General features: G+C 61.8%; 17 protein-coding genes. 7 read left to right on the top strand and 10 right to left on the bottom strand.

Annotated features, from left to right (window positions below; genetic code table 11):
* The 5 genes from V8Z78_RS04035 to bamE form a co-directional block, all read left to right on the top strand.
* A partial coding sequence (locus V8Z78_RS04035) for an Ig-like domain-containing protein (protein WP_349730958.1) occupies nt 1-2,466 on the top strand: 2,466 nt, incomplete at its 5' end.
* A gap of 219 nt (nt 2,467-2,685) precedes the next feature.
* Nucleotides 2,686-4,086 carry a TolC family outer membrane protein gene (locus tag V8Z78_RS04030; protein ID WP_349730957.1) on the top strand — a complete coding sequence of 467 codons (1,401 nt, stop codon included), beginning with the start codon at nt 2,686-2,688 and terminating at the stop codon, nt 4,084-4,086.
* On the top strand, nt 4,083-6,350 hold the full coding sequence (locus V8Z78_RS04025; protein WP_349730956.1) for a type I secretion system permease/ATPase: 2,268 nt from the start codon (nt 4,083-4,085) through the stop codon (nt 6,348-6,350). The genes V8Z78_RS04030 and V8Z78_RS04025 overlap by 4 nt, the downstream gene beginning before the upstream one ends.
* Nucleotides 6,351-6,427: 77 nt before the next feature.
* Entirely contained in the window at nt 6,428-7,636 is a 1,209-nt protein-coding gene (locus V8Z78_RS04020) for a beta-barrel domain-containing protein (RefSeq protein WP_349730955.1), read from the top strand.
* 44 nt (nt 7,637-7,680) lie between these two features.
* Nucleotides 7,681-8,121: an outer membrane protein assembly factor BamE domain-containing protein gene (bamE, locus tag V8Z78_RS04015; RefSeq protein ID WP_100086435.1), complete on the top strand. Its 441-nt coding sequence runs from the start codon at nt 7,681-7,683 to the stop codon at nt 8,119-8,121.
* 497 nt (nt 8,122-8,618) lie between these two features.
* Here bamE and V8Z78_RS04010 read toward each other — a convergent pair whose 3' ends face one another.
* From V8Z78_RS04010 to V8Z78_RS03980, 7 genes are all read right to left on the bottom strand, one after another.
* Nucleotides 8,619-8,963 carry a DUF4148 domain-containing protein gene (locus V8Z78_RS04010; RefSeq protein WP_280009448.1) on the bottom strand — a complete coding sequence of 115 codons (345 nt, stop codon included), beginning with the start codon at nt 8,961-8,963 and terminating at the stop codon, nt 8,619-8,621.
* 278 nt (nt 8,964-9,241) lie between these two features.
* Nucleotides 9,242-10,336, bottom strand: a complete 1,095-nt coding sequence (locus V8Z78_RS04005) for a porin (protein WP_349730954.1) — start codon at nt 10,334-10,336, stop codon at nt 9,242-9,244.
* 107 nt (nt 10,337-10,443) lie between these two features.
* Complete coding sequence (locus tag V8Z78_RS04000; protein WP_349730953.1) at nt 10,444-11,247, bottom strand: SRPBCC family protein; 804 nt, start codon at nt 11,245-11,247, stop codon at nt 10,444-10,446.
* Nucleotides 11,237-11,716, bottom strand: a complete 480-nt coding sequence (locus V8Z78_RS03995; RefSeq protein ID WP_003061472.1) for a (2Fe-2S)-binding protein — start codon at nt 11,714-11,716, stop codon at nt 11,237-11,239. The genes V8Z78_RS04000 and V8Z78_RS03995 overlap by 11 nt, the downstream gene beginning before the upstream one ends.
* The gene (locus V8Z78_RS03990; protein ID WP_057091974.1) at nt 11,713-12,594 is read right to left on the bottom strand and encodes an FAD binding domain-containing protein; all 882 of its coding nucleotides are present in this window, start codon (nt 12,592-12,594) and stop codon (nt 11,713-11,715) included. Before V8Z78_RS03990 ends, V8Z78_RS03995 begins: the two co-directional genes overlap by 4 nt.
* Nucleotides 12,587-14,893, bottom strand: coding sequence for a xanthine dehydrogenase family protein molybdopterin-binding subunit (locus V8Z78_RS03985; RefSeq protein WP_349730952.1), 2,307 nt, complete (start codon nt 14,891-14,893; stop codon nt 12,587-12,589). The genes V8Z78_RS03990 and V8Z78_RS03985 overlap by 8 nt, the downstream gene beginning before the upstream one ends.
* Nucleotides 14,894-15,009: 116 nt before the next feature.
* Nucleotides 15,010-15,993, bottom strand: a complete 984-nt coding sequence (locus V8Z78_RS03980) for a Bug family tripartite tricarboxylate transporter substrate binding protein (protein ID WP_034356671.1) — start codon at nt 15,991-15,993, stop codon at nt 15,010-15,012.
* Between the two features lie 176 nt (nt 15,994-16,169).
* Here V8Z78_RS03980 and V8Z78_RS03975 point away from each other — a divergent pair, with 176 nt between their 5' ends.
* Entirely contained in the window at nt 16,170-16,694 is a 525-nt protein-coding gene (locus V8Z78_RS03975) for a MarR family winged helix-turn-helix transcriptional regulator (RefSeq protein WP_046460622.1), read from the top strand.
* 480 nt (nt 16,695-17,174) lie between these two features.
* Here the strand turns inward: V8Z78_RS03975 and V8Z78_RS03970 are convergent, their stop codons facing one another.
* On the bottom strand, nt 17,175-18,347 hold the full coding sequence (locus V8Z78_RS03970; protein ID WP_349730951.1) for an FAD-dependent monooxygenase: 1,173 nt from the start codon (nt 18,345-18,347) through the stop codon (nt 17,175-17,177).
* A 143-nt stretch (nt 18,348-18,490) separates the two neighbouring features.
* Here V8Z78_RS03970 and V8Z78_RS03965 point away from each other — a divergent pair, with 143 nt between their 5' ends.
* Nucleotides 18,491-19,462: an AraC family transcriptional regulator gene (locus V8Z78_RS03965; RefSeq protein WP_046460624.1), complete on the top strand. Its 972-nt coding sequence runs from the start codon at nt 18,491-18,493 to the stop codon at nt 19,460-19,462.
* Nucleotides 19,463-19,608: 146 nt separating this feature from the next.
* Here the strand turns inward: V8Z78_RS03965 and V8Z78_RS03960 are convergent, their stop codons facing one another.
* Both V8Z78_RS03960 and V8Z78_RS03955 read right to left on the bottom strand, forming a co-directional pair.
* Complete coding sequence (locus tag V8Z78_RS03960; protein WP_349730950.1) at nt 19,609-21,795, bottom strand: TonB-dependent siderophore receptor; 2,187 nt, start codon at nt 21,793-21,795, stop codon at nt 19,609-19,611.
* 83 nt (nt 21,796-21,878) lie between these two features.
* Nucleotides 21,879-22,595: a DUF4198 domain-containing protein gene (locus tag V8Z78_RS03955; RefSeq protein ID WP_279088231.1), complete on the bottom strand. Its 717-nt coding sequence runs from the start codon at nt 22,593-22,595 to the stop codon at nt 21,879-21,881.
* Nucleotides 22,596-22,636: the final 41 nt, after the last annotated feature.

Raw genomic sequence — 22,636 nt, 5'->3', positions numbered from 1 at the left:
ACCACCACCACGGTGACGGTCGAGTTCAAGCCGGAAGTGGACGTGGTCGACGACACGGCGACGACCGGCTACGACAAGCCCGTCACCATCGACGTGCTGAACAACGACGACTTTGAAGGCGATAACGTCACGATCACGCAGGTCGATGGCAAGGCCATCACCGAAGGCGGTGCTGCGGTGGCTCTGACCGACGGCAGCGGCAGCGTCAAGCTGGTGGGCGGCCAACTGGAGTTCACGCCCAAGGCGGGCTTTGTGGGTGACGCCAAGTTCAGCTACACGGCACAGACCGATGGCGGCACGCCCGAGACGGCGGACGTTACCGTGATCGTGAGCAAGCCACCGGTGTTTGTCGATCCAGGCGACCCGGGCGAGTCGCCGGTGACGGATTACACCTTCAGCTATGACGAGAACAGCCCCGTAGGCACGGTGCTGGGCCAAGTGAAGGCCATCGATATTGACAGCATATCGTTGACCTACAGCATTGACCCGGCCAGCGACCCTAATGGCTGGTATGCGATCGACCCACTGACTGGAAAGATCACGCTGACAGCGGCTGGAGTGGCTTCGGATGCCAACGACTTTGAGAAGGGTAGTAATAGCCAGCAGATCAAGGTGGTGGCGACCGATACCGAAGGTGGCAAGACCGAGATCACAGTCACGCTTCAGGAAAAGGATCTGAACGACACAGCCCCTGTGGTGGAGATAGCTCCTGAGGACAAGGTACTGCACGTTGCGGAAGAAGCACTGGCCGGCGGCATCAAGGATGACCTGAGCAGCACGACCACAACTACAGGCAAGATTACCTTTACCGATGCGGACAAGACGCCGGACATCAATACCTTCTCGGTGGAGATGGAGGGCCCTGTGGACGGTAGCGTCAAGTCGGGCGGCGTTGATGTGACCTGGCACTGGGATGCGAGCACCAGCATGCTGACCGGCATGGCCGGTGCCAAGGAGGTCATGACGGTCAAGGTCGGTGCCCTGACCGAGGTTGGTGGTAAGTACGAGGCAAGCTATACGGTGACCCTCAAGGGCCCTCTGGATCATGCAGCCGGCGGTGGTGAAAATACGCTGGACCTGGACTTCAAGGCCATCGTTCACGATGGCGAGCACGACAGCGAAATCGGGTTTGCCGTGGAGGTCAAGGACGATGTGCCGACGCTCAGCGATGATGCCGAGCTGGCGATTGATCTGGCCAAGCTGCAGACCAACGTGATGATCGTGCTCGATCTGTCGGGAAGCATGAACTTCGTGGGCACGGGCTCTCAACAGTTGCCCAATGATCCGAACAATCGTCTGAATCTGGCCAAGAAGGCGCTCCAGGATCTGATCAACAAGTACGACGAGTACGGTGACGTGGCGGTCAAACTGGTGACTTTCAGTACCACGGGCAATGCCTTGGCCACCTGGATGAGCGCCGCGACGGCTATTTCGACCATCAATGCCCTGACGGCCACCGGTGGTACTAGCTACAAGGCGGCCCTCGATGCAGTAATGGGGACCAATGGCTTTACCGACAATGTGGGCAAGCTGACCGGGGAGGGAGTGCAGAACGTCTCCTACTTCATCACTGATGGAGTACCCCTTCAGGGCCCGGTGTCTGAAACACAGCAGGCAACTTGGGAGGCCTTTGTGAAGGAGCACCACATCAACTCCGTGGGCGTGGGCTTTGGCGGTATTTTGGAAAAAGACATTCCCAATATCGACCCGATTGCCTATAACGGCGTTGAAGGAAAGGAGAGTACCGTCATCGTGGCTGCCTCGGCGGAGGAGCTGAATTCCACGCTGCAGAACCTGATCCAGCTGCCCAGGCAGGAGGGCTCACTGCGCGGTGAACTCGACAGCACCGTGGAAGGGTTTGGTGCGGACGGCGGCTTTGTCAATGTGCTCAATGTCGATGGCAAAACCTACACCTATCTTCCCGGACAGGATTTGCAGGTCACGGGAGGCGCCGCGGAGGGGGTGGACTACACCTATGACGCAGTCAAGCACATCATCACCGTCAAGACAGCCGTAGGTGGCTCTTTGACCGTGGAGTTCGATACGGCCAAGTTCATCTATGAGGGCAAGGCGCTGAGTTCCTATTGGGACAAGTTCGGCTACACCATCCAGGACATGGATGGGGATACCGCATCGACCGTCAAGGATGTGAAGGTGGTCTATGACGGTGTGGATCCTGGGCCCAAGCCTACGCCGTTTGCGTCGCCGATGATGGCCATGAGCCTGGATCTGGAGCATCTCGATGCCCTGCATACGGATGCGGACGAGCCTGCCGCGCTGCCTGCGCTGCACGATGTGCTGCAGCCCCAAAGCGAGGTGGGCGAGGCTGGCGGCAACATCGCCGGCCTGGGTCCGGCAGATGCGCCTGCTGCACCCACAGCACCTGTAGCAGCGCCGCAGGACCTGGCCTTGTATATGCCAGCTCCGCTGCCCGAGGAGGAGCTGCACCAGTCGGTGCACGTTTGATGCTTCATCAAACCTGATAGCTGCTAGCGTCTGAGGCACGTCATTTCAAGTATGAAGAATGCTTGAAATGACGTGCTGCAAGCGCAGCAAGCTATGTAAACAATAGCAATCAGAAAACAAACAATCCGTGTCGCTGGCCTGGGTGCTGCGATGCAGAGCGGTGATCGCGGTGTAGCGCCGTGATACCAAGCTGTGAAACAGCGACAGAGATAGCGATAGATGGATATGTTGATCAAGTCCAAATTCCCTGTGCCTTGCATACGTCATGCCTCAGCAGTGGTCGCACTGGCCTGTGCCATGGGCGGAGCCCATGCGGCAGAGCCTGCGAGTCAAGCCACGCCAAGCCGGGCCGTGTCGGGCCAGACCATGGATATGCGTGCAGCGGTACAGGCGGCTGTGGCATGGCACCCTGCCGTGCGTACGGCGCAGGGGCAATTGCTGGGAGCAGACGAGGGCGTGGCTTCAGCACGCGCCGGCTACTACCCGCAGGTCAAGGGCGGGGTGGGGGCGGAGGTGAATAACCGGGATGTCTACCCCTATACCTCGCGACGTGTCTATGACGCCAGCGTTTCGGTGTCGCAGATACTGTACGACTTTGGCAAGGTGGACAGTGCCGTGAAGCAGGCCGAGGCCAGCATCGAGGTTGCCCAGGCACAGGTGTATCTGTCCACCGACGATGTGGCTCGTGAAGCCGCGCAAGCCTGGGTGGAGTTGCGTCGCCAGCAGTCCATGGCGGCGATTGCACAAGATCAGCTCAAGGGAGTGGGCGCGCTGGCCGAGCTGGCGCGTGAGCGTCAGGCCAAGGGCGCGAGCACCCGTTCGGATTTCATACAGGCGCAGTCTCGCATGGATGGCGCGCGCGGCCAAGTGATCAATTACGAGGCGCAGGCGCGCCGTTGGCAAGCGCGGCTGATGGCTCTGACCGGGTTGCAGACCCCACCTACAGTGGGTGAGGCGAATGCAGAAAAAGGCGGGGTGCCCGATGCTCTGCCCCAGGCCTGCGCCGCCGCGCAGGTGCAGCCCACGGCAGCGGTGCGCCGGGCCCATGGACAGCGGGCGCAGGCCCAGGCCGAATTGAAGGCAGCCGATGCGCAACTCATGCCCACGCTGTCGGTGGATGGCTCGGCCTCGCGCGGGTTGAACGCTGCCTCGCGTCCGGCAGGTTATCCGGATGTGGACATGCGCGTGATGTTCAATGTCTCGGCACCGCTGTTCGAAGGTGGGCGCAACCAGGCACGCCAGCGCGCGGCCGGCCATGCGCTGGAGGCCGCCGACGCGGCAGTGGCCAACGCCGAGTTCCAGGCGCGTCAGTCGCTGCGCGACGCGCAGGACCAGAGCCTGGGTCTGTTGGAGCGTCAGCCAGTGGTTGACCAGCGTATCGCCAGCATCCGCATCACGCGCGATCTGTACCGTGAGCAGTATCTGCAGCTGGGTACACGCTCGCTGCTGGATCTGCTCAACGCCGAGCAGGAATACCACGGCGCGCGCTTTGAACAGGTGGATAGCGCCCATGACCTGCAGCGGCTGGCTGTGGAGTGTTGGTACCAGAGCGGGCGGTTGGCCGATGAGTTCGCGCTGGATACCCGGCTGCGTGACCGGGGCCAGGGAGTGATGCGATGAACGACGCGATGAACCAGGTAGCTGCCGAGCAGGCAAGCGCCAAGCAATTGCCGCCATTGATGCAGGGCTGGCTGGACGCCGTGCTGGCAGTGGCTGCGCATTACCAGATCGATACCTCGCGCGAGCGTCTGCGTGTGGATGCGGCCTGGGCGGCTGATGGCATGTCTAGCGAGGATTTGCGCCATTGCATACGCCAGATGGCCCAGCAGGCGGGTCTTGCCTTGATCAAGGTGGCTCCGGACCTGACGCGGTTGACTGCATGGCGTCTACCCGTGGCTGTACAGCTGCGCGGCGGGCAGGTAGCGGTAGTCACCGCCCTGACCGAAGGCGGCTTGCGCCTGCTGCTCAGCGGCGATGAGGGCGGCGAGAGCACGCACACGCTGGCCGAGCTGCAGCCCGAGGTGGAGGCCATGGTGGTGCTGCGTCCGTTGCGGTCGGCTCCCGATTCACGCGTGGACAGCTACCTGCGCCCTGTGGAGCGTCACTGGCTGCGCGACATCGTGTTTGCCGATCTGCGACCTTATGGCCATATTCTGCTGGCTTCGTTCATCACCAATCTGATGGCCTTGGGCGGCATTCTGTTTTCCATGCAGGTCTATGACCGCGTGGTGCCGTCCCAGTCCGAGCCTACGCTGTATGTGCTGTTCGGCGGTGTGCTGCTGTCCATTGCGTTTGCCTGGGCCATGCGCGCTGCGCGCATGCACATTACCGACATGCTGGGCAAGCGGGCAGACCTGCGCATTTCGGACCGCGTCTTCGGCCATGCGCTGAGAGTTAAGAACAGCGCCCGCCCGCGCGCCACAGGAACCTTTGTGGCCCAGATCCGCGAGCTGGAGCCGGTGCGGGAGATGCTGACGTCCACCACCGCAGCGGCCGTGGCCGACCTGCCGTTCTTTGTCCTGTTCTGCTTCATCTTCTGGATGATTGCGGGCTCGCTGGTGTGGGTGCCTCTGGCGGCCTTTGTGCTTCTGCTGGCGCCCAGCCTGCTCGCGCAAAAGCGCCTGCGCAACCTGGCCCAGGCCAGCATGCGCGAATCGGCGCTGCGCAACGCCATGCTGGTGGAGACGGTGCAGGGCATTGAAGACATCAAGCTGTTGCAGGCCGAGCCGCGCTTTCAGAACCAGTGGAACCACTACAACGCCGTGAATGCCGAGTCGGGACTGAAGCTGCGGGCGTTGCTGCATCACCTGAGCAACTGGATGCAGACGGTGCAGGGCAGTGCTTTCGCCTTTGTCGTGTTCTTTGGCGCTCCCCAGGTGATGCGCGGCGAGATGAGCACCGGCGTGCTGGTGGCGTCCTCTATTCTGGTCAGCCGCATGCTGGCGCCCTTGTCCAGCGTGACCGGTGTGCTCAATCGCTGGCAGCAGGCCAGGATGGCCAGTGACGGCTTGGACCAACTCATGCACCTGCCTGTGGACCACGCCGAGGACGGCAGCCGCGTCCACCGCCCTGTCATCGAGGGGCGCTACGACTTCAGCGAAGCCGTGTTCAGCTACGACGGCAAGACCCCGGCACTGCAGGTCAAGAAGCTGCAGATCTCAGCCGGTGAGCGCATCGCTATCCTGGGCCGCAACGGGGCGGGCAAGTCGACGCTGCTGCAGGCGTTGTCGGGCCTGACCGAGCCTGTGAGCGGGCGCCTGCTGTTGGACGATGTGGCTCTGGCCCACATAGATCCGGCCGACGTGCGCCGCGATATAGGCCTGCTGACGCAGAATGCCCGCCTGTTCTACGGTTCGTTGCGCGAGAACCTGCTGTTGGGCGCTCCTCATGCCAGCGATGTGGAACTGATGACCGCGCTGCTGGACGCTGGCGCCTGGTCCTTCGTGCAGACACTGCCAACGGGGCTGGATCACATGGTCATGGAAGGGGGCTTGGGCTTGTCGGGTGGGCAGCGCCAGAGCCTGTTGCTGGCGCGCCTGCTGTTGCGCCAGCCACGAGTGCTGCTGCTGGATGAGCCTACGGCAGCGCTGGACGATGTGGCCGAACGCGATGTGATCGCCCGGTTGCGCAAGCTTGCACCAGGGCGCACTCTGGTCGTGGCCACGCACCGGCCCGCTGTGTTGCAGGCGGTGGAAAAGATCATTGTGGTGGACAAGGGCCAGGTGGTGTTGCAGGGTGCGCGCGATGAGGTGCTCAAGCGCCTGAATGGCGGTGTCCAACCGGCAGCCCCGCAGCAGAATGTTCGCGTCATGCAGAGCGGGCGCATGAAGGTCGCGGTGCAGCCAGTGAAAAGGCTGGCCTCTGCAGAGGAGGGGCAGGAATGACGGAGACAGCAGTGCCCGGTGATACATCGAAGGCCACATCTACAACAACATCCGCGACGACGGATGAGTCCGCGTCCATGCTTTCTCCTATGCCCGAGCCTGCGCGTCGGCGCGCGGCCATGCCGGCCATAGGCGACTTCGACGAGGTACGCGCAAGCCACTCGGATCGCGTAGTGTGGCTGGTCACGGCCTTTGTGCTGGCCTTTCTGGCCTGGGCCTGGTTCTTCGAGATCGACGAAGTTTCCAACGGCGGTGGCAAGGTGATTCCATCCTCGCGCGAGCAGCGCATCCAGTCTCTGGAGGGCGGTATTCTGGCCGAGTTGCTGGTGCGCGAGGGCGATATCGTGGAGAAGGGGCAGGTGCTGGCCAAGCTGGAACCTACGCGTGGTGAATCCAGTGTGGAGGAGACGGCGGCCCGCCACCGCGCAGCCTTGGCCGCCAGCGTACGTCTGCGCGCAGAGGTTGAAGGGCGCGACAACCTGCAGTTTCCTCAGGAGCTGGATGGTCATGCACAGCTCAAGGCTTCGGAGAGCGCGCTGTTCCGTTCACGCCGCGCGGCGTTGAGCGATACAGTGGCTGGTCTGAACCAGGCGCTGGCATTGGTGCGCAAGGAACTGGGCATCACCCAGTCGCTGCAAGCCAGCGGTGCTGCCAGCAGCGTCGAACTAATCCGCTTGCAGCGCCAGGGAGCAGAACTGGAGCTGAAGATCGCCGAGGCCCGTTCTGGCTACATGGTGCGCAGCCGCGAAGAACTTGCCAAGGCTGATGCGGAGGCGAAGTCCCTGTCTTCAGTGGTGCGTGGGCGTGCGGATTCACTGGATCGCCTGACACTGCAGTCGCCTGTGCGAGGCGTGGTCAAGAGCTTGCAGGTCACTACCATCGGCGGCGTGGTGCCGCCCAACGGCCTGCTGATGGCCTTGGTACCTCTCGATGACCAATTGCTAGTGGAAGCCCATATCTCCCCGCGCGACATTGCCTTCATTCGCCCCGGACAGGAGGCTCTGGTCAAGGTGACGGCCTACGACTACGCGGTCTATGGCGGCCTCAAGGGCCAGGTGGTGACGATTGCCCCGGATACCCAGCGCGACGAGGTCAAGCCCGAAATCGTCTATTACCCGGTTCTGGTGCGCACCGACTCGGATGTGCTTGTGAACAAGGCCGGCCAGCGCATGCCCATTGTGCCGGGCATGGTGGCAGCCACCGATATCCGCACGGGCCGCAAGACCGTCTGGGACTATTTGACCAAGCCGCTGAACAAGGCGCGCGAGGCCTTGCGTGAGCGCTGAAGCCCTGCAGCGCGTGACTTTCGATTTTGATGAAAGAGGATGCCATGAGCATGTTTGAATCTACCTTCCGCCTTTCCACTCTGGTACTGGCTGCGGCCGCTTGCTTCGCCATGCCGGCCGTGGCTCGTGACAATCCGGAGGATGCTGTCAGCAATCCCGACACGCTGCAGTATTCCGACGTCAATATGCGCTATGCCGACATGAAGAAGGACTTCGTCCGCGACGGCGTGCTGGCAGAGCAGCTCGAGGGTATTCGCGCCATCCAGCCTGGCATGGCCCAGGACAAGGTGAAGCAGACATTGGGCGCGCCTCTGACGCAAACTACAGGCCAGAGAGGCCAAGAGTGGGACTACAACTTCAAGCTCCGTCAAGCGCAATCCGGTAACCTGCTGGTGTGCCAGTACAAAGTGGTGTTCGATGAGGCCGGAGCCGTACGCGAGTCTGTCTGGCGCCGCCGGCAATGCCAGCAACTGATGCAGCGCTGAGGCGCTGTTGGAACGCTTCCAACTCCGTCAACATTTGTGTAGTGGTGTCTGGCCGGTGGCCATATATCCAGCTCTATGTGTGAGCGAGCACGGTCACTCAATAAGCATCAGCGAAGCCAAGTACTTCATCTGTACGGCGCGCTGCAGAGCCAAGGCTGATGACTGCGGGATCTATCGTTCTGCGACGTCGGCAGAGGCGCTCAAGCGCGTGATCACCGGTATCCGGAGCATGTGAACTGCGCTTTGCCAATTGAAGGGCACTGTCTGTTGCTCGCCCGCCCCTCTGTCGGTTGGTCTTCAAGAACGGCTCAGGAGGCGGCGTCTGTGGGGGCGATGATCAATTGAAGGAAGCGGATAAAGGCTTGGATTGGGTGATGCCAGAAATCCAAGCATTGACCATCGCAACTCGGCTGGCAGCATGGGGCAGTTGCTGCCGGCGGTCAGATCAAGCATGCCGGTCAAGGAAGACCGGCGCCCCAATAAGGCCTCTATAGGTCTCAGCGAGCGATGGACTGCATACGAGCTTCCCGTGCTGCTGGAGATTCGCGCAGCAATTCGTTAATCACTTCTTCGCGTGTTTTACCGGGACCTGCAGGGGGTGCAAAGTTGGGGAAACTGCTTTCTCCATACGACAGGCGACCGTTCTTCATCGCATCTGCAGTTTCGGCCCTGACTTGATCACGCGTCTTCTGACTCACGAAATGTTCGGGGTGAATAGTCACGCCTTGCTCGTTATTGGCTGGGTGTTCATAGGCTGCCGAAGCCATCCCCGGCATGGCTAGTACAGCTACTGCTGCTGCGCTTGCAAATACGGACGCGATGGAGAGACGATGTTGAGACATGGTGGTAGCTCCTAAGAAAGTCGGTGAAACACAATCTCCCAGGCCTTGATAGAGGTAAGGAGGAGATGTGTGGATCTTAGAAATCCGACCCCAACAGAAGCGGGACAGCGCGGTGACATTGTTGTCAGCTTCTTCTCATGCCGACCTGGACTGCCCTTGGCCAGGTAGACATGCCCGGTCTATGTGGGTGAACGAGCCCCGCATGAGGGACTGTCGCCTCTTTTGAGAAGCGGGTGCAGGCCACCAGGCTACCCGCATCCGCTGTATTGGCTCCGGCTTTAGAACGTATGGCGCAGACCCATGCCAAAGCCAGCCTGGTTGACGCCAGGCATTGGCGTTCCACCAGCTTGAGCGCTGCTTGCTCCAAAGGCCGCATTGCCGCTGTTCTTCATATAGCCCAGCGAGGCATAGGCCGCAGTGCGCTTGGACAGGTTGTAAGTACCGCGCAGTACCAGCAGCTGACCCTTGTCCGCGTTGTCCTTGTACTTGAGCTGGTTGTACTGGGCGTCCACGCTCCATTGACCAAGGGGGTAGGTCACGCCCACAAACCACAGGTCGTTGCGCGGCGATGCGATATAGCCGTCATTCTTGCGGCGCATATAGCCACCACCAATCTTGGCGCTGCCAAGCTTCACATAGCCGTTGAGCATGGTGCGCTTGTCGACTTTGTCGCTGCTGGTCAGCCCCGCGAAAGCACCGGGGCCGCCGCGCAGCTCGTCATGTGCCAGCGCTGCCCCCCATGCCGCTGTGTCGTACTTGAGCATGGCCGACCACTCGCGGCAGGTCTTGGAGTCGGTGCTGCTTTCACCCGCGCAGTTGGTGCCACCGGGACTGGGGCCCGCATTGACGGCATCGCGGCCGAAGCTATAGGTTGCGCCGACCGTCAGGCCCGAGAACGTGCCCTTGTAGGAGATCGCATTGTCGGCACGTGCATTGGGAAAGTAGTTGTCCAGACTGGCCATGCTGTGCAGGCTCGGACCGATCACGTCAGCGTCGAGTACGGACCAGAACAGCATGGTGTACTGACGGCCCAACCCCAGCGATCCCCAGGGGCCGTTGAGGCTGACGAAGGACTGGCGACCGAAACCGCGACCGCCCTGATTGAGAGCTCCGCTGTCGGGGCCGATACCCATCTCCAGCGTGAAGGATGCGCTCAATCCGCCTCCCAGATCCTCGCGGCCGCGAAAGCCCAGGCGCGATGGAACGCTGCCCGCCAGATTGGGCATGCGTGTGAGGCTGGACTTGGTTGCGCCCACGTTGTTCATGGTTTCGACGGCCGTGTCCATGATGCCGTAAATCTGTACGGACGATTGTGCATGTGCCAATCCTCCCACCCCCAGAAGCGCAATGGCGCTCGCTACCTTCTTCAGCATGAATGTCTCCAATTTTTAATGTCGTTCAGTATTTTTTGCATGCGTGGCTTGATGTGATGGAGCTATTGAGTCGTGAGCCTCCTTGCTGGTCGGTGCAAAAACAGTGCTTACTTGTACAGAGACTGAAGCCATTCCCGGCATTCGGATGCAGCTGTGGCAGGCCACTCGACACAGATCGTCTTGTCCATCTGACGCACTTCTACGCGTATGACCTGGCCGGCGCGGCGTGCATTGCGGGCACCTCCGAAGATGCGGGCCCACCAGCCGGCTTCGCTGTATGTGTCCTGTGTCGAGGCTGTGATGGCTGCTTCCATCTGTCCCTGCGGTACTGCGCCAGAGGAGACAGTCGACGCGGCGGCAGGTTTGATCTCAGGGCTTACGACAGCTTGCTTGGCCAATGAAGGCATGGTGGGCGCTGTCGAGGGGTTGGTGGAGGAAGGTGGTGTGGTATCAACGAGCAAGCCACCAGCCTCGATGCGAGCCGCCAGATTGCTGCCAAACTCTTCCCAGAGACGGTCGGCCTTGGTTTTCATGACCGACAGGCCGAAGGCGCCCAGGCGGCCCAGCACGTCGACATTGACCTTGATCCGTAGATCGGTGCCGCCGTTGGCAGCAGGCGTCAGGAACACTTCGCTAGTCTGCTTGAGCGAACTGGCCACCGAGGCATCCTCGCCGGTGCCTTCCACGCGCATGTATTCCGGAGCCTTCTGCTCGACGATCCTGGTCTTGAGCTTGAACTTGGCGCTGATGAAGGAAATCTTCTGGTGCATCTCCGCCACGTATTCCGTGGGGCTGATGACATCGATGGACTTCATCCCAGGCACGGCGCCGGCCATGATCTGGGGATTGAGGAGCAGATCCCAGACCTGCTGAGGAGGGGCTGAAACGGTCAGGGTTTTTTCAATTTCCATGATGCATCTCCTGTGCCGCATGCAGCACGGATTCGACGATTTGGGTGTAGCCGGTGCAACGGCAGAGATTGCCGCTGAGGCCGTGGCGAACTTCCTCGCAGCTGGGCTGGGGCGTGTTCTTGAGCAGGTCGCAGGAGGCCATGATGAAACCCGGCGTGCAGTAGCCGCATTGCAGGCCGCCGCACTGCATGAAGTTCTTCTGCAGGGGGTGCAGCTGCTCGTTGGCGGCCAGCCCTTCGATGGTGGTGATGCTGCGCCCCTGAACCTGCACGGCCAGCATCAGACAGGATTTGATGACTTCACCGTCCAGCAGCACCGAGCAGGCGCCGCAGGTGCCGGTCTCGCAACCCCGTTTGGTGCCGGTCAGGTGCAGGTCGTCCCGCAGGAAATCCGATAGCAGTCGCCGTGATGCGACTTCGGCGCTGTGCGATTCGCCGTTGACCTGGCATTCGATGTGATGCGTGCTCATGCGGCAACTCCTTCATTGATATCGATTCCGAACAGCGTGGCCACCGTGCGGCGGGTCACCGTGCGCACCATGGCGCGGCGAAACTCGCTGCTGCCGCGCAGGTCGGAGACCGGCTGGATGTCCTCGGCCACGATGCTTGCGACCTCTGAAGCGAGATGCGCATTCATGGTCTTGCCGCGCAAGCAGTCTTCGGCACGGCGCAGCCTGGTGGGAATGGGCGTGGATGCGCCCACAGCCAGACGTGCCTGGTGACATATCTGCCCTTCTCTTTGCACGACCAGGGCCACGCTGACCAGGGGGCGGTGCTCTGCTGCCGTGCGCAGAAAGCGCGTGTATTCCCCCTGAGTGCCGGGCGCCTGCAGCGGCACCCGGATTTCCAGCAGTAGCTCATCGCTCTCCATGGCCGTGGTGTAGTAGTCGACCAGGAACTCTTCCATCGACAACACGCGTTCTCCGCGTGTGCTGCCTAGCACGACCGAGGCGTCGAGGGCCATCAGACAGCCGGGCGGGTCCGTGGATGGGTCGGCATAACAGAGATTGCCGCCAATCGTGCCTTGGTTACGCACCTGTGGATTGGCCACCTGGGCGGCCATCCGGGCCAGCACCGGGGCATGCGCTTTCACGAGCTCGGAGCGAGCCACATCGATGTGGCGGCTCATGGCCCCGATACGCAGACCTTGGTGCGGATCGAAATCGATGCCATGCAGCCGGGGCAGCCTCGCCACCGAGATCAGGTGCGTGGGCGCAAGCATGCGTTGGCGCATGGCCAGCATCAGCGCCGACCCGCCCGCGATGATGCGTGCATCGTCACCGTACTCGGCAAGCATCTGGCTGGCCTCTGCAACCGAGCGGGGCTCCGCAAAATCAAATTCACGCATGGCTTGCTCCTTGCCGCTGCTTGTCGCGCAATGCAGCCAGCACTTTTTCCGGGGTGATGGGCAGATCGGTGATGCGCACGCCAATCGCGTCATAGACGGCGTTGGCTATGGCTGGCGCGCCGGGCAGGATGGCTGTTTCGCTGGCACCCTTGGCGCCATAGGGGCCGTTGGGATCGTTGGATTCCACAAGGCCGCCGCGCAGCATGGGAACCGCATCAGCGGTGGCCATGTTGTAGTCCGCGAAATTGCCGTTCGCCAGGCGCCCGCCCTCGTAGTGCAACTGCTCGTACAGCGTCCAGCCTATGGCCTGAACGGTGGCGCCATTGGTCTGGCCGTGAATCGCAGTGGGGTTGAGCGCCTTGCCGCAGTCGTCGGCGACATAGCTGTCGATGACGCTGACCTGGCCGGTTTCGAGATCCACTTCGACTTCAACGGCCTGGGCGGCGTAGGAGTAGGCAGCGGCGATATTGCCGTAGAGCTTGTCGTCATGCATGACGGTCTTGGGGTCCCAGGTCCCGGCGACCTGGATACCACCTCCACCATGGCGCCAGATATGCTGGCGCGCCAGCTCGGCCACGGTGCTGCGGCGTTCAGGCTCCGCGCTCACATAGACGGCACCGCCTTTCAGCGTCAGCGCGTCGTGCGATGCATCCAGGCGCTCGGCAGCCAGGCTCAGCAACTCTTGCCGCGCCTTGCGCGCGGCGATGATGGCCGCGTTGCCGCCCGACATGGTGACGCGTGAAGCCAGAGTGCCCACGGCCACCGGTGCGACATCGGTGTCGGGCGCAAGCACATGAATATCAGCCAGAGGCAGGTCCAGTTCATGGGCCACGATCTGGCTGAGCATGGTGCTCGCCCCCTGGCCCATATCGCATTCACCGCTGATGAGAAAGACTCGACCGTCTTCGTTGATCTTGATGACCAGCGTCGATCCGTCCCAATTGCCGATGGTGCGGTTGCCGCTCACATGCATGGCGGCGGCCATGCCCACACCACGGCGCTTGGTGCCGCTGGCCTTGACGCGTTGGCGTTTGCTTGCCCACCCTATGGCCTCGGTTGCCATGTCTATGCACTCCAGCAGTCCTGTGCTGCCGATATGCCAGCCGTGAATCGAGACATCACCGGCCTTGAGCGCGTTGATCTTGTGCACCTGTACAGGGTCCAGGCCCAGTTTCTCCGCCATGGTGTGGATATGGCTGTTGAGCGCAAACTGCATCTGGGTTCCGCCAAAGCCCCGGAAGGCACCGCGTGGCGGATTGTTGGTGTAGTACAGCGTTGCTTCAGAACGCACATTGGGATTGCGGTGCATGTTGTCGCTGCGCATGGCACTGACGTGCATCACATCACCGGCAAGGCCTGCATATGCACCGCATTCGGCAATGATGCGAACCTGCTTGGCGACAATGCTGCCGTCCTTGAGCATGCCCAGCTTGAGGGTGATGCGCTCGGGCACGCTGGCACATGCGGCCTGGAAGTCCTCCAGGCGGTTGTTGACCAGCCGCACCGGACGTCGGGTATGCAGAGCCAGCAGGCCGGCAAGCAACTGGTTGTCGTCCTCCACGATCTTGCCGCCGAAGCCACCTCCGGTCGCGGCCTGAATCACGCGCACGCGGGAAATGGGCAGGCCAAGGGTCATGGCCACCTGCATGCGCACCAGATTCACTGCCTGGGTCGAGGTATAGAGCACAAGCCGGCCATCGGGGTCCAGCGAGGCCACCGTAGCCATGGGCTCCATATAGCCGGGGTATTGAGAATGCGTGGTGTAGGTGGCTTCGTGAATCAGATCCGCAGCGGCAAAACCTGCCTCCACGTCACCGCGCTCGAACTGGATATGGTGGCCCACATTGTTGCGCCCTGGATGGATGCCGAAGGCCTCCTCGTCCATGGCTTCCTCGGGCGTCAGAATGGCCGGCAGTTCTTCATATTCCACCCGAATCAGATCCAGCGCGTCGCGTGCGATCTCTTCGGAAACAGCGGCCACGGCGGCCACCTCTTCGCCGCAATAACGCACCACGCCTTTGGCCAGGACGGCGCGCTCCTTGTGATGCGCCCCCCAAAGATTGGCGGGCGCATCCTCGCCGGTCAGAACCGCCTTGACGCCAGGCAGCGCGCGCGCCTCGCTGGTGTCTATGCGAGCGATGCGCGCATGCGGGTAAGGGCTGCGCAGAACCTTGCCATGCAGCATGCCGGCAAGCTTGAGATCTCCTGCGTAGATGGCTCGGCCAAGCACTTTTGCCTTGGCTGTCACCTGTGGAGTGTTCATGCCCAGCGTGGATCGAGATGAAAGAGCAGATGTCATATCCGTACCTCGCAGCGGAAGGCCCCGGGTCGCTGAGGACCAGAGGCTTGTGCCACTTCAGTCATATAGAGGTCTGTTGGAATCGCCCAGGACTGGGCCTGAACGATTCATTGGTGTCACTCGGCCACGATGCCGAGTTCCTTGATGGCTTTGCCCATCACCATGTACTCGCGTTGATTGAGATCGCTGAGCACCTTGGGCGACCCGCCCGCAGGCAGGGCGCCGAAGACAGCCAGTTTTTCCACGACTTCGGGCTCACGCAAAATGGCATTGAGGTGCTCGTTGAGCAGATTGATTACCGCTGCCGGAGTCTTTTTCGGCGCGAAGAAGCCGTTCCAGGCGCTGACCACCACATCCTTGTAGCCCAGCTCGGTCAATGTCGGAACGGCAGGTGCCAGCGATGAGCGCTTGGTATCGCCGATGGCCAGCGCCACCAGCTTGCCGGAGTCCAGATACTGGCGCACAGGCCCGAAAGTGACCCAGGCAGTATCGACATGGCCGGCCACGACATCGGTCACCGAGGGGCCGACGCCGCGGTATGGAACATGGGACAGCTTGACGCCAGCGGCCTTGTTCAGCCATTCGCCGGCGATGTGCATGGGCGAGCCGGCGCCGGGGCTGGCATAGGAGACGGTGGCGCCACTCTTGGCCCTGGCAATCAGCTCGGGCAGGTTTTTGACACCGAGCTTGGGGCTCGTGACCAGCACCAGGGGCTGGGTGGCGGTGTTGATGATGGCTTCGTAGCCGTTGAGTACGTCGTAGGCTGCAGCGCCCGACAGCTTCATGACCAGGGGGGCGGTGGTGAAGGGGTTGGGAGTGAACAGCAATGTGTAGCCATCGGAGCGTGCACGCCCCACCATGCCGTTGCCTATCGCCCCGCCGGCACCCGGGCGGTTGTCGATCAGCACTGTCTGCTTGAGCCTGTGACTGAGCTTGTCGGCAAAGAGGCGGGCGATTGCATCGGTATCCCCGCCCGGCGGGTAGGACACGATCACCGTGATGGGCTTGCTGGGGTAACTCTCTTCGGCAAGCACCGGCTGCGCAAGCAGCGTGCCGCAGGCAAGAGCGGTAAAGCAAAACTGGCGTCTATCAACTGACATGGTCGCCTCTCCTTGGGCCGTGGGTATAAATCTCGGTGCGATATTTTTGATTCAATAGTGAAACAATGAATCGCAAAAGAAACAATGATCGGAGTTATACGCCTATAGTTGATCGATCAAATTGCCGTTTTCACTATTGACATTGGATTTTGTTAATCTGAGTGGAACAATGGAGCATGAACAAGAAAACGTGTGAAACGCCCTGGTCGCACTTGAACGCGCAAGGTGATGGACTGACGGTGGACGACTTCATCACCACATTGATGAGCCAGGTGGGCAATGCTCTGCGGCGCACCATTACCGTTCCGTACGCTGAGAAACACGATCTGACGGTGTCGGAATGGCGCTTGCTGGCCTTGATAGCTCACTCGAAGCGGCTGGCTTTCTCGGATCTGGTCATTCAGTCCACCTCGGACAAGGCCTTGGTGAGCCGCGCTCTCAAGCGGCTGCAAGCCAAAGGCCTGGTGGATCTACAGGGTGAAGGCAATACGCCGCGCAAGAAGATTTTTTGTCAGGTCACCGAACAGGGCGAGGCCCTGCATGCACAGGTCATGCCCTTGGCGCGTGCCAGCCAGGCTGCCGCCATTCGGGCATTGCCTGAAGAAGAGCGTAATGCCATGTACAACGCGCTGATGCGCTTGCGTGCACATTGCGAGAAAGCAGGCGCTTTGTCCGGCGAGGATGAAGCAGGTCTGGAATAGTTCCTGCGGCCCTGTGTTGGACAACCGCCAGGATGCTGTTGCAACACATATAGACGCACGAATTTCCGCATGCTGCAGGCGGGGTCATCCGCACATTACATGTGCTTCGCCGGTTGATGCGCCATTTGAGAATGAGGGCCGGGGTCCGCAACTTCCAAAGCAGCGGCCAGAAGTCACAGGCCAATACTTTCTCGCCTGGCTTCCGAGGCCGCTCGTCACCGTCCTCTGACATGTCTCGCAGGTCAGCAGCGCTTGGCGAGATCCGGATCCGCCATGGCAGATGCGCTCCCGCAGACGCCTGTCTTCTTGCTCATGGGCAGAGGCAGGCTCATGCAATGGGCCAAGCCAGGCATGGGCGGCTGCCAGCCATGCACCGTGGCTTTCCGCCAGATGCCGACAGCGCCACGATGCCCGCTCAAGACAGCACCATCGACCCCCGAAGGCGCTGCGCAGGGCAACACTGCCGGGGTGTACTGCCGTTCAGGTAGAGCAGGCAACCGGCTCGGCCGTCAAAGCAACTTGCCACGCGTCATAGCCATAGACCCAGTCGGCATTGCCTCCGGCACGCAGCCAGTTATTGCCTCGCGAGCCTATCTGGATCTGGCTGGTGCGCTGCTTGCGCATGGCCTCGTAGTTCTGCAAGGCTTGCGCAACGCCTTCGGCATCCTGCACTGCATCAAGGTTGCGGGCCAGTACCACGGCATCTTCGATCGCCATGCCGGCACCCTGGGCCATGAACGGCATCATGGGATGGCAGGCATCTCCGAGCAGCGACACTCGCCCCTGCGACCAGTGCGGCAGCGGGTCGCGCTCATACAAAGCCGTCTTGAGCACGCTGTCACACGCATCCAGCAAGGCTCGTGCATGTGGATGAAAGCCGGCATAAAAGCCGCGCAGTTCGGCCACGCTGCCTTCGGTGGTCCAGGATTCCTCATGCCAGGATGCCTGCGCCGTGGTGGCGAAGATAAAGGTGTCGCGGCCCTGATTGAGCGGAAAGGTCACGATCTGGCTGTCCGGAGTCGGTCCCCACCATTTGGTGAAGGCCCCGATATCGGGAACATGGCGCACGCGCTCGGTGGGGACCACGGTGCGAAATGCCACCACACCGGTAAAGCGTGGGCTCTCTGCGCCAAACAGGGATGTGCGCACCACCGAATGAATCCCGTCCGAGCCTATCAGCGCATCCAGTCCATCGACTCGCGCGCCGTCGGAAAATTCCACGGCAACACCGGCATCGGTTTGCACAATCCGGTTGACGCGTTTGGCGAACTTCACCTGCTCATGGGGAAAGGCATCGGCCAGCGCAGCCAGCAGGTCGGCGCGATGGATGGTGAGTTGTGGCGCGCCGTATTGACGCTCGGCCTCATTGCCCATGGTCAGGCGCGATGTTTCCTCGCCGTTGTCCCAGTTGCGGCTGATACGGTGCGTTGGGCGGGCTGCCGAAGCCCGTACGGCAGCCGCAATGCCATCGCCCAGTCCGTCTAGCGCGCGTACAGCATTGGGCGTCAGATTGATGTCGGCGCCCACGCGCAGGTATTGCCGGCTCTGCTCGAACACCGTCACCTCGTGTCCGCTGCGGTGCAGCGCGTTGGCTGCGGCCAGGCCACCAATGCCGCCGCCCACAATGCCTATTTTCAATCGTGTCTTGGACATGTTTGCTCCTTGATATGGGTATGGTTTGCTCGTTCCGGGCTGCGCAGGCAGCCCGCATACGATGCCAGCCAGTGTCGACAAGGCCGCTTGTCACGTGAAGCGCAAAGCATCCATAAAATGACACAAATCGTCCGGAATCCTCCATGAAACAAAGCAGCGACCATTTAAGCGACGTGCTGGCCATCTGCCGAGCCGAGCGCGCGGTGACGGCCAGCTTTTCATTGGGTGAGCCTTGGGCGCTGGCGTCCGAGGGAGTGCCGGGGACCATGATCCGCATCGCCCAGGGGCAGCCATACTGGCTGCAAGTACAAGGCCAGGCACCGTTGCAGGTCTTGCCTGGCGATCTGGTGGTGTTGCCGCTGGGCAGTCCGCACGTAATTGCGTCGGACCTCGCCCTGGCTCCGGTTCCGTTCGCACGCATGATCGAACGCTTTGCCCAGGGTCCGAAGGACGAGAATCCTCTGACGTTCGAGCATGGCGGAGGCGGGGCCCAGACCCGCATCGATTCGGTGCTGCTCTGGATATCGGCCTACTGCCGGCACTCCATATTGACTCTGCTGCCGCCGCTGCTGCACATACCTGCAGCGCAGGCCGCTCCACCGGCCATGCTGGGCAATATGCTGCAGACTCTGATAGAGGACTCGCTGGCGCGACGCGCCGGCTGGCGTTTGGCCGCCGCGCGCCTGGGTGAGTTGGTCCTGATCCACGTGCTCAGCAACCATTTCGCCGCACAGCAGCAGCGCGGTCAAGGCTGGGTGCGCGGCCTGGCCGATGTGCAGATTGCCCGGGCCATGGCCGCCATCCACGGCCGCCCCAGCCATGGCTGGACCTTGCAGGCCCTGGCCAGGGAGGCTGCTATGTCGCGCTCGCTCTTTGCCGAAAAATTCAAGGCGCTGGTTGGAGAATCGCCCATGGCCTATCTGCAGCAGCAGCGTATGGCTCATGCAGCCCAGCAACTGGAATCGGGTTTGCCGCTGGCCCAGATCGCCGAGGATTGCGGCTACGAGTCAGAGCGTGTTTTTGCCCGCGCCTTCAAGCGCTGGTGCGGTTTGCCACCGCGCGCCTATCAGCGCAGCACCAAGGCGCTCAGAAACGAATTTGCTGCGCTGAAATGAGGTTCTCCAGCAGCTTGCGTGCGGCACTTCAATCAAGCGCAGCCTGCCTCGCCAGCCGACCTCACAAACTGAAGAGAAGGTGTCTTTGACGCCTTCGCCTCGGATTTCATGGTGGCGGCTGGACATTGTTCGCATTGCCTGCCCGTTCAGTAACGATAGGTGGCAGTCAGCAGAAAGTTGCGGCGTTCGCCGTAGAAGCAGTCGCCGCGCGACAGGCATTGGGTGATTACCACCTTGTCGCCGATATTGTTGGCATGCAGGGCAAGGCGCCAGTCGCCGGCGTCATAGGCCACCATCGCGTCGGCCAGCAGGGACGAGGGCGTGTCGATGGCAGAGGTGCCGCTCCACTGTGGTCCGATATAGCGCAGACCGGCGCCGAGACTCCAGCCTCCGCGGCCCTGAGCTGCAAATCGATGCATCAGCCAACTGGAGGCCATATGGCGCGATACCGAGGCCACGCGCTGCCCCTGGTCGCCAGCGTTGCTGCGGCTGATTTTTGCGTCGGTATAGGCATAGGCCAGCGTCCAGTCCCAGTTTCTGGCCAGGCTTGCGATCAGCTCGGCTTCAAAGCCCTGGGTTTTGACCTCGCCCAGTTGCAGGCTGTTGAGCGGGTTGCCCGGATCATTGGTCTTGCGATTCTGTTCACGCAGGCCGTATACCGCGGCGTAGCCAGAGATGCCTTTGCCCTCGGGAATCCATTTCACGCCGGCTTCCAACTGCTTGCCGCGCTGGGGCTTGAATGGCGTGCCGTAGAAGTCCACGCCGCCCAGAGGCTGGAAGGATTCGGTGTAGCTGACATAGGGGGCCCAGCCGCCACCGGCCTGATAGGTCACACCCAGGCGCTTGGTGGTGGCAGAGTCGTCGGCGGCCGCTGCCGGGCGACCTTCGGTCTCTGTTTTGGCCTTGTCGTGACGCAAGCCTACTGTCGCGGTCCAGGGGCCCCAACGCAACTGGTCCTGCAGATAGAAACCGAGCTGGCGCTGTGACACGTTGGGCGCACGTACCAGCCGGGAGGCCGAGGGCGGCGTGAACGTGCCATACACGGGGTTGTAGACATCCAGTGCCGTGCCTGGCCCGCGCCAGCTGGATTGGTTGCTGGTGTTGCGCTGCCAGTCCATGCCTGCAAGCAGCTGGTGCTGAACCTCACCGGTTTGCAGCAGCCCTTCGAGCTGCGTGTCGACCAGCAGCATGCGTCCGCCATTGATCTGCCATACGGCATCGCGCTGTACGGTGCGGCCATTGGCGTCAAACACCGGACGTGCCGGACGGCCCGTGGCTGCGTTGGCTGCAAAGCTGGTGTAGAGCGTACGGTAGTCCACCTCGCTGATGGTGCGGCGCAGGTTCTGACGCAGTGTCCATTGAGGGCTCAGACGATGGCTGAACAGATAGCCAAAGGACTTGTTTTCGGAGTCGTACTTGTCCCAGCCCGGTTCGCTGATAAAGGTGCGGGTCGGAATCTGTCCGTAGGGGCTGGACAGGCGCGTTCCCTGCCAGGGAAAGAACTGGGTGATGGAGCCGCTCTTGTCCTTTTGATACAGGGCTTGCAGCGTCAGCGAGGTATCGGTGCTGGGACGATAGGTCAGCGAAGGCGCAATCACCACGCGGTCGTCCTTGACGTGATCGACCTGGGTGTTGCTGTCGCGGCCCACGGCTACCAGGCGATAGAGCCACTTGCCTTCCTCGTCCATGGAGCCCGTCATGTCGCTGGCAATCTGCTTGCGGCCGTGGCTGCCCAGCTGTATCTGCGCCTCACGCAGGCGCTCGGCCTGGGGGCGTTTGCTGGTCAGGTTGAGCACACCGCCCACGCTGCCCTGGCCATAAAGCACGGAGGATGGTCCGCGCAGAAACTCCACGCGCTCCAGCGTGTAGGGCTCGACCTTGATGTTGTTGTAGGTGCCGTAGGTGCGCAGCAATCCGTCCTGGTACTGGCTGACATCGCCGCCGCGCGCCTTGAACGAGTCCACGCGGTTGTCGAAATAGCTGGAGTTGATGCCCGCCGTATAACGTGTGGTTTCACGCAGGGTAGTCACCCCCTGGGCCTCGAACTGGTCGCGCGTGACCACGCTGATCGATTGCGGCGTTTCGATCAGGGGCGTATCTGTCTTGGTGGCCGAAATCGCCCGCCGTGCGACAAAGCCGGTGACCGGGCCTGTGGCGGTTTCGCCGGCCAGATTGTCTTGCACGGTAACGGGGGCCAGCATGACTTCGGCACTGCCGTCTGCGCTGGGTGCGGGAAGCGAGGTCTGTGCCTGAGTGCCCAGGCTCAGGCAGGCCAGGGCGCTGAGCAAGGCCAGCGATGGTCGGCTGGGTATGCCGGGGAATGGGTGGTTCATGGTACTGCTGTCAAATAGATGGTCACGGACAATGACCACCAGGGGTGGTCGGAGCGGTTGCCGGAGTGAATGGGGGGGCTGCGTCAGGGCTTGATGGCAGACGGCAGGGCGGGGGATGGCATGCCGTCCTTGACGCTGAAGCTCAACGTGGTCACATAGCTGGCTTCGCCATAGCGCTTGCCTTGTGCTTCGCCGCTTTGCTTGTCGCTGTGATGTACTTCGGCTACGTACAGGCCCTTCCAGGGCAGGGCAAAGTTGACCCGGCCCTGCTCGTCGCTTTGTGCCTCGCGCGACCAGCCCGAGGGGGCGACGATCTGCACCTTGGCCTTGGGCAGGGCCTGACCGTTGAAGCTCACCATGAATTGGCCCGGCTGGCCCGTGGGCACCAAATCCAGGGCCTGGGCATTGACGGCCACGGCCTGTGTCGGCGTTGCTACCCAGCGGGCCGCAGGTACCCACAGCAAGGCTGGCTCATTGCGCTTGCTGCGGTCAATCAAGGGATAGGCGGCGCTGGCAAAAAGGGTTTGGGCCTGGCTTGCCGCGTTGTAGCTGAAGCCCGTGGCATTTCGCCGGCCGCTCAGTTGCAGCGTGCCGCTGGCTGTTTGCTGGGCCAGCGTGGGCGTGGCCAGAAATTTGTCCAGCGCCCCAGGCGAGGTTTCGCGTAGGTTGTCATTGAACTCACCAAAAAACAACTGGGCCTGGCCGCCATCGTTTTCCAGCCAGACTTGATGAGCTTGGGCTGTGCCCAGGCTGGCAAGGAGCAGAGTGGCGAGAGCAACGGGATGATAAAAACTGCGCATGAAAATCTCCTTGAATGCTGGATAGGTGAATGAATTCTTCT

This window comes from Comamonas sp. wu1-DMT, from assembly GCF_040187805.1.
Taxonomy (GTDB): domain Bacteria; phylum Pseudomonadota; class Gammaproteobacteria; order Burkholderiales; family Burkholderiaceae_C; genus Comamonas; species Comamonas thiooxydans.
This window is presented reverse-complemented; position numbering and strand designations above follow the sequence as displayed.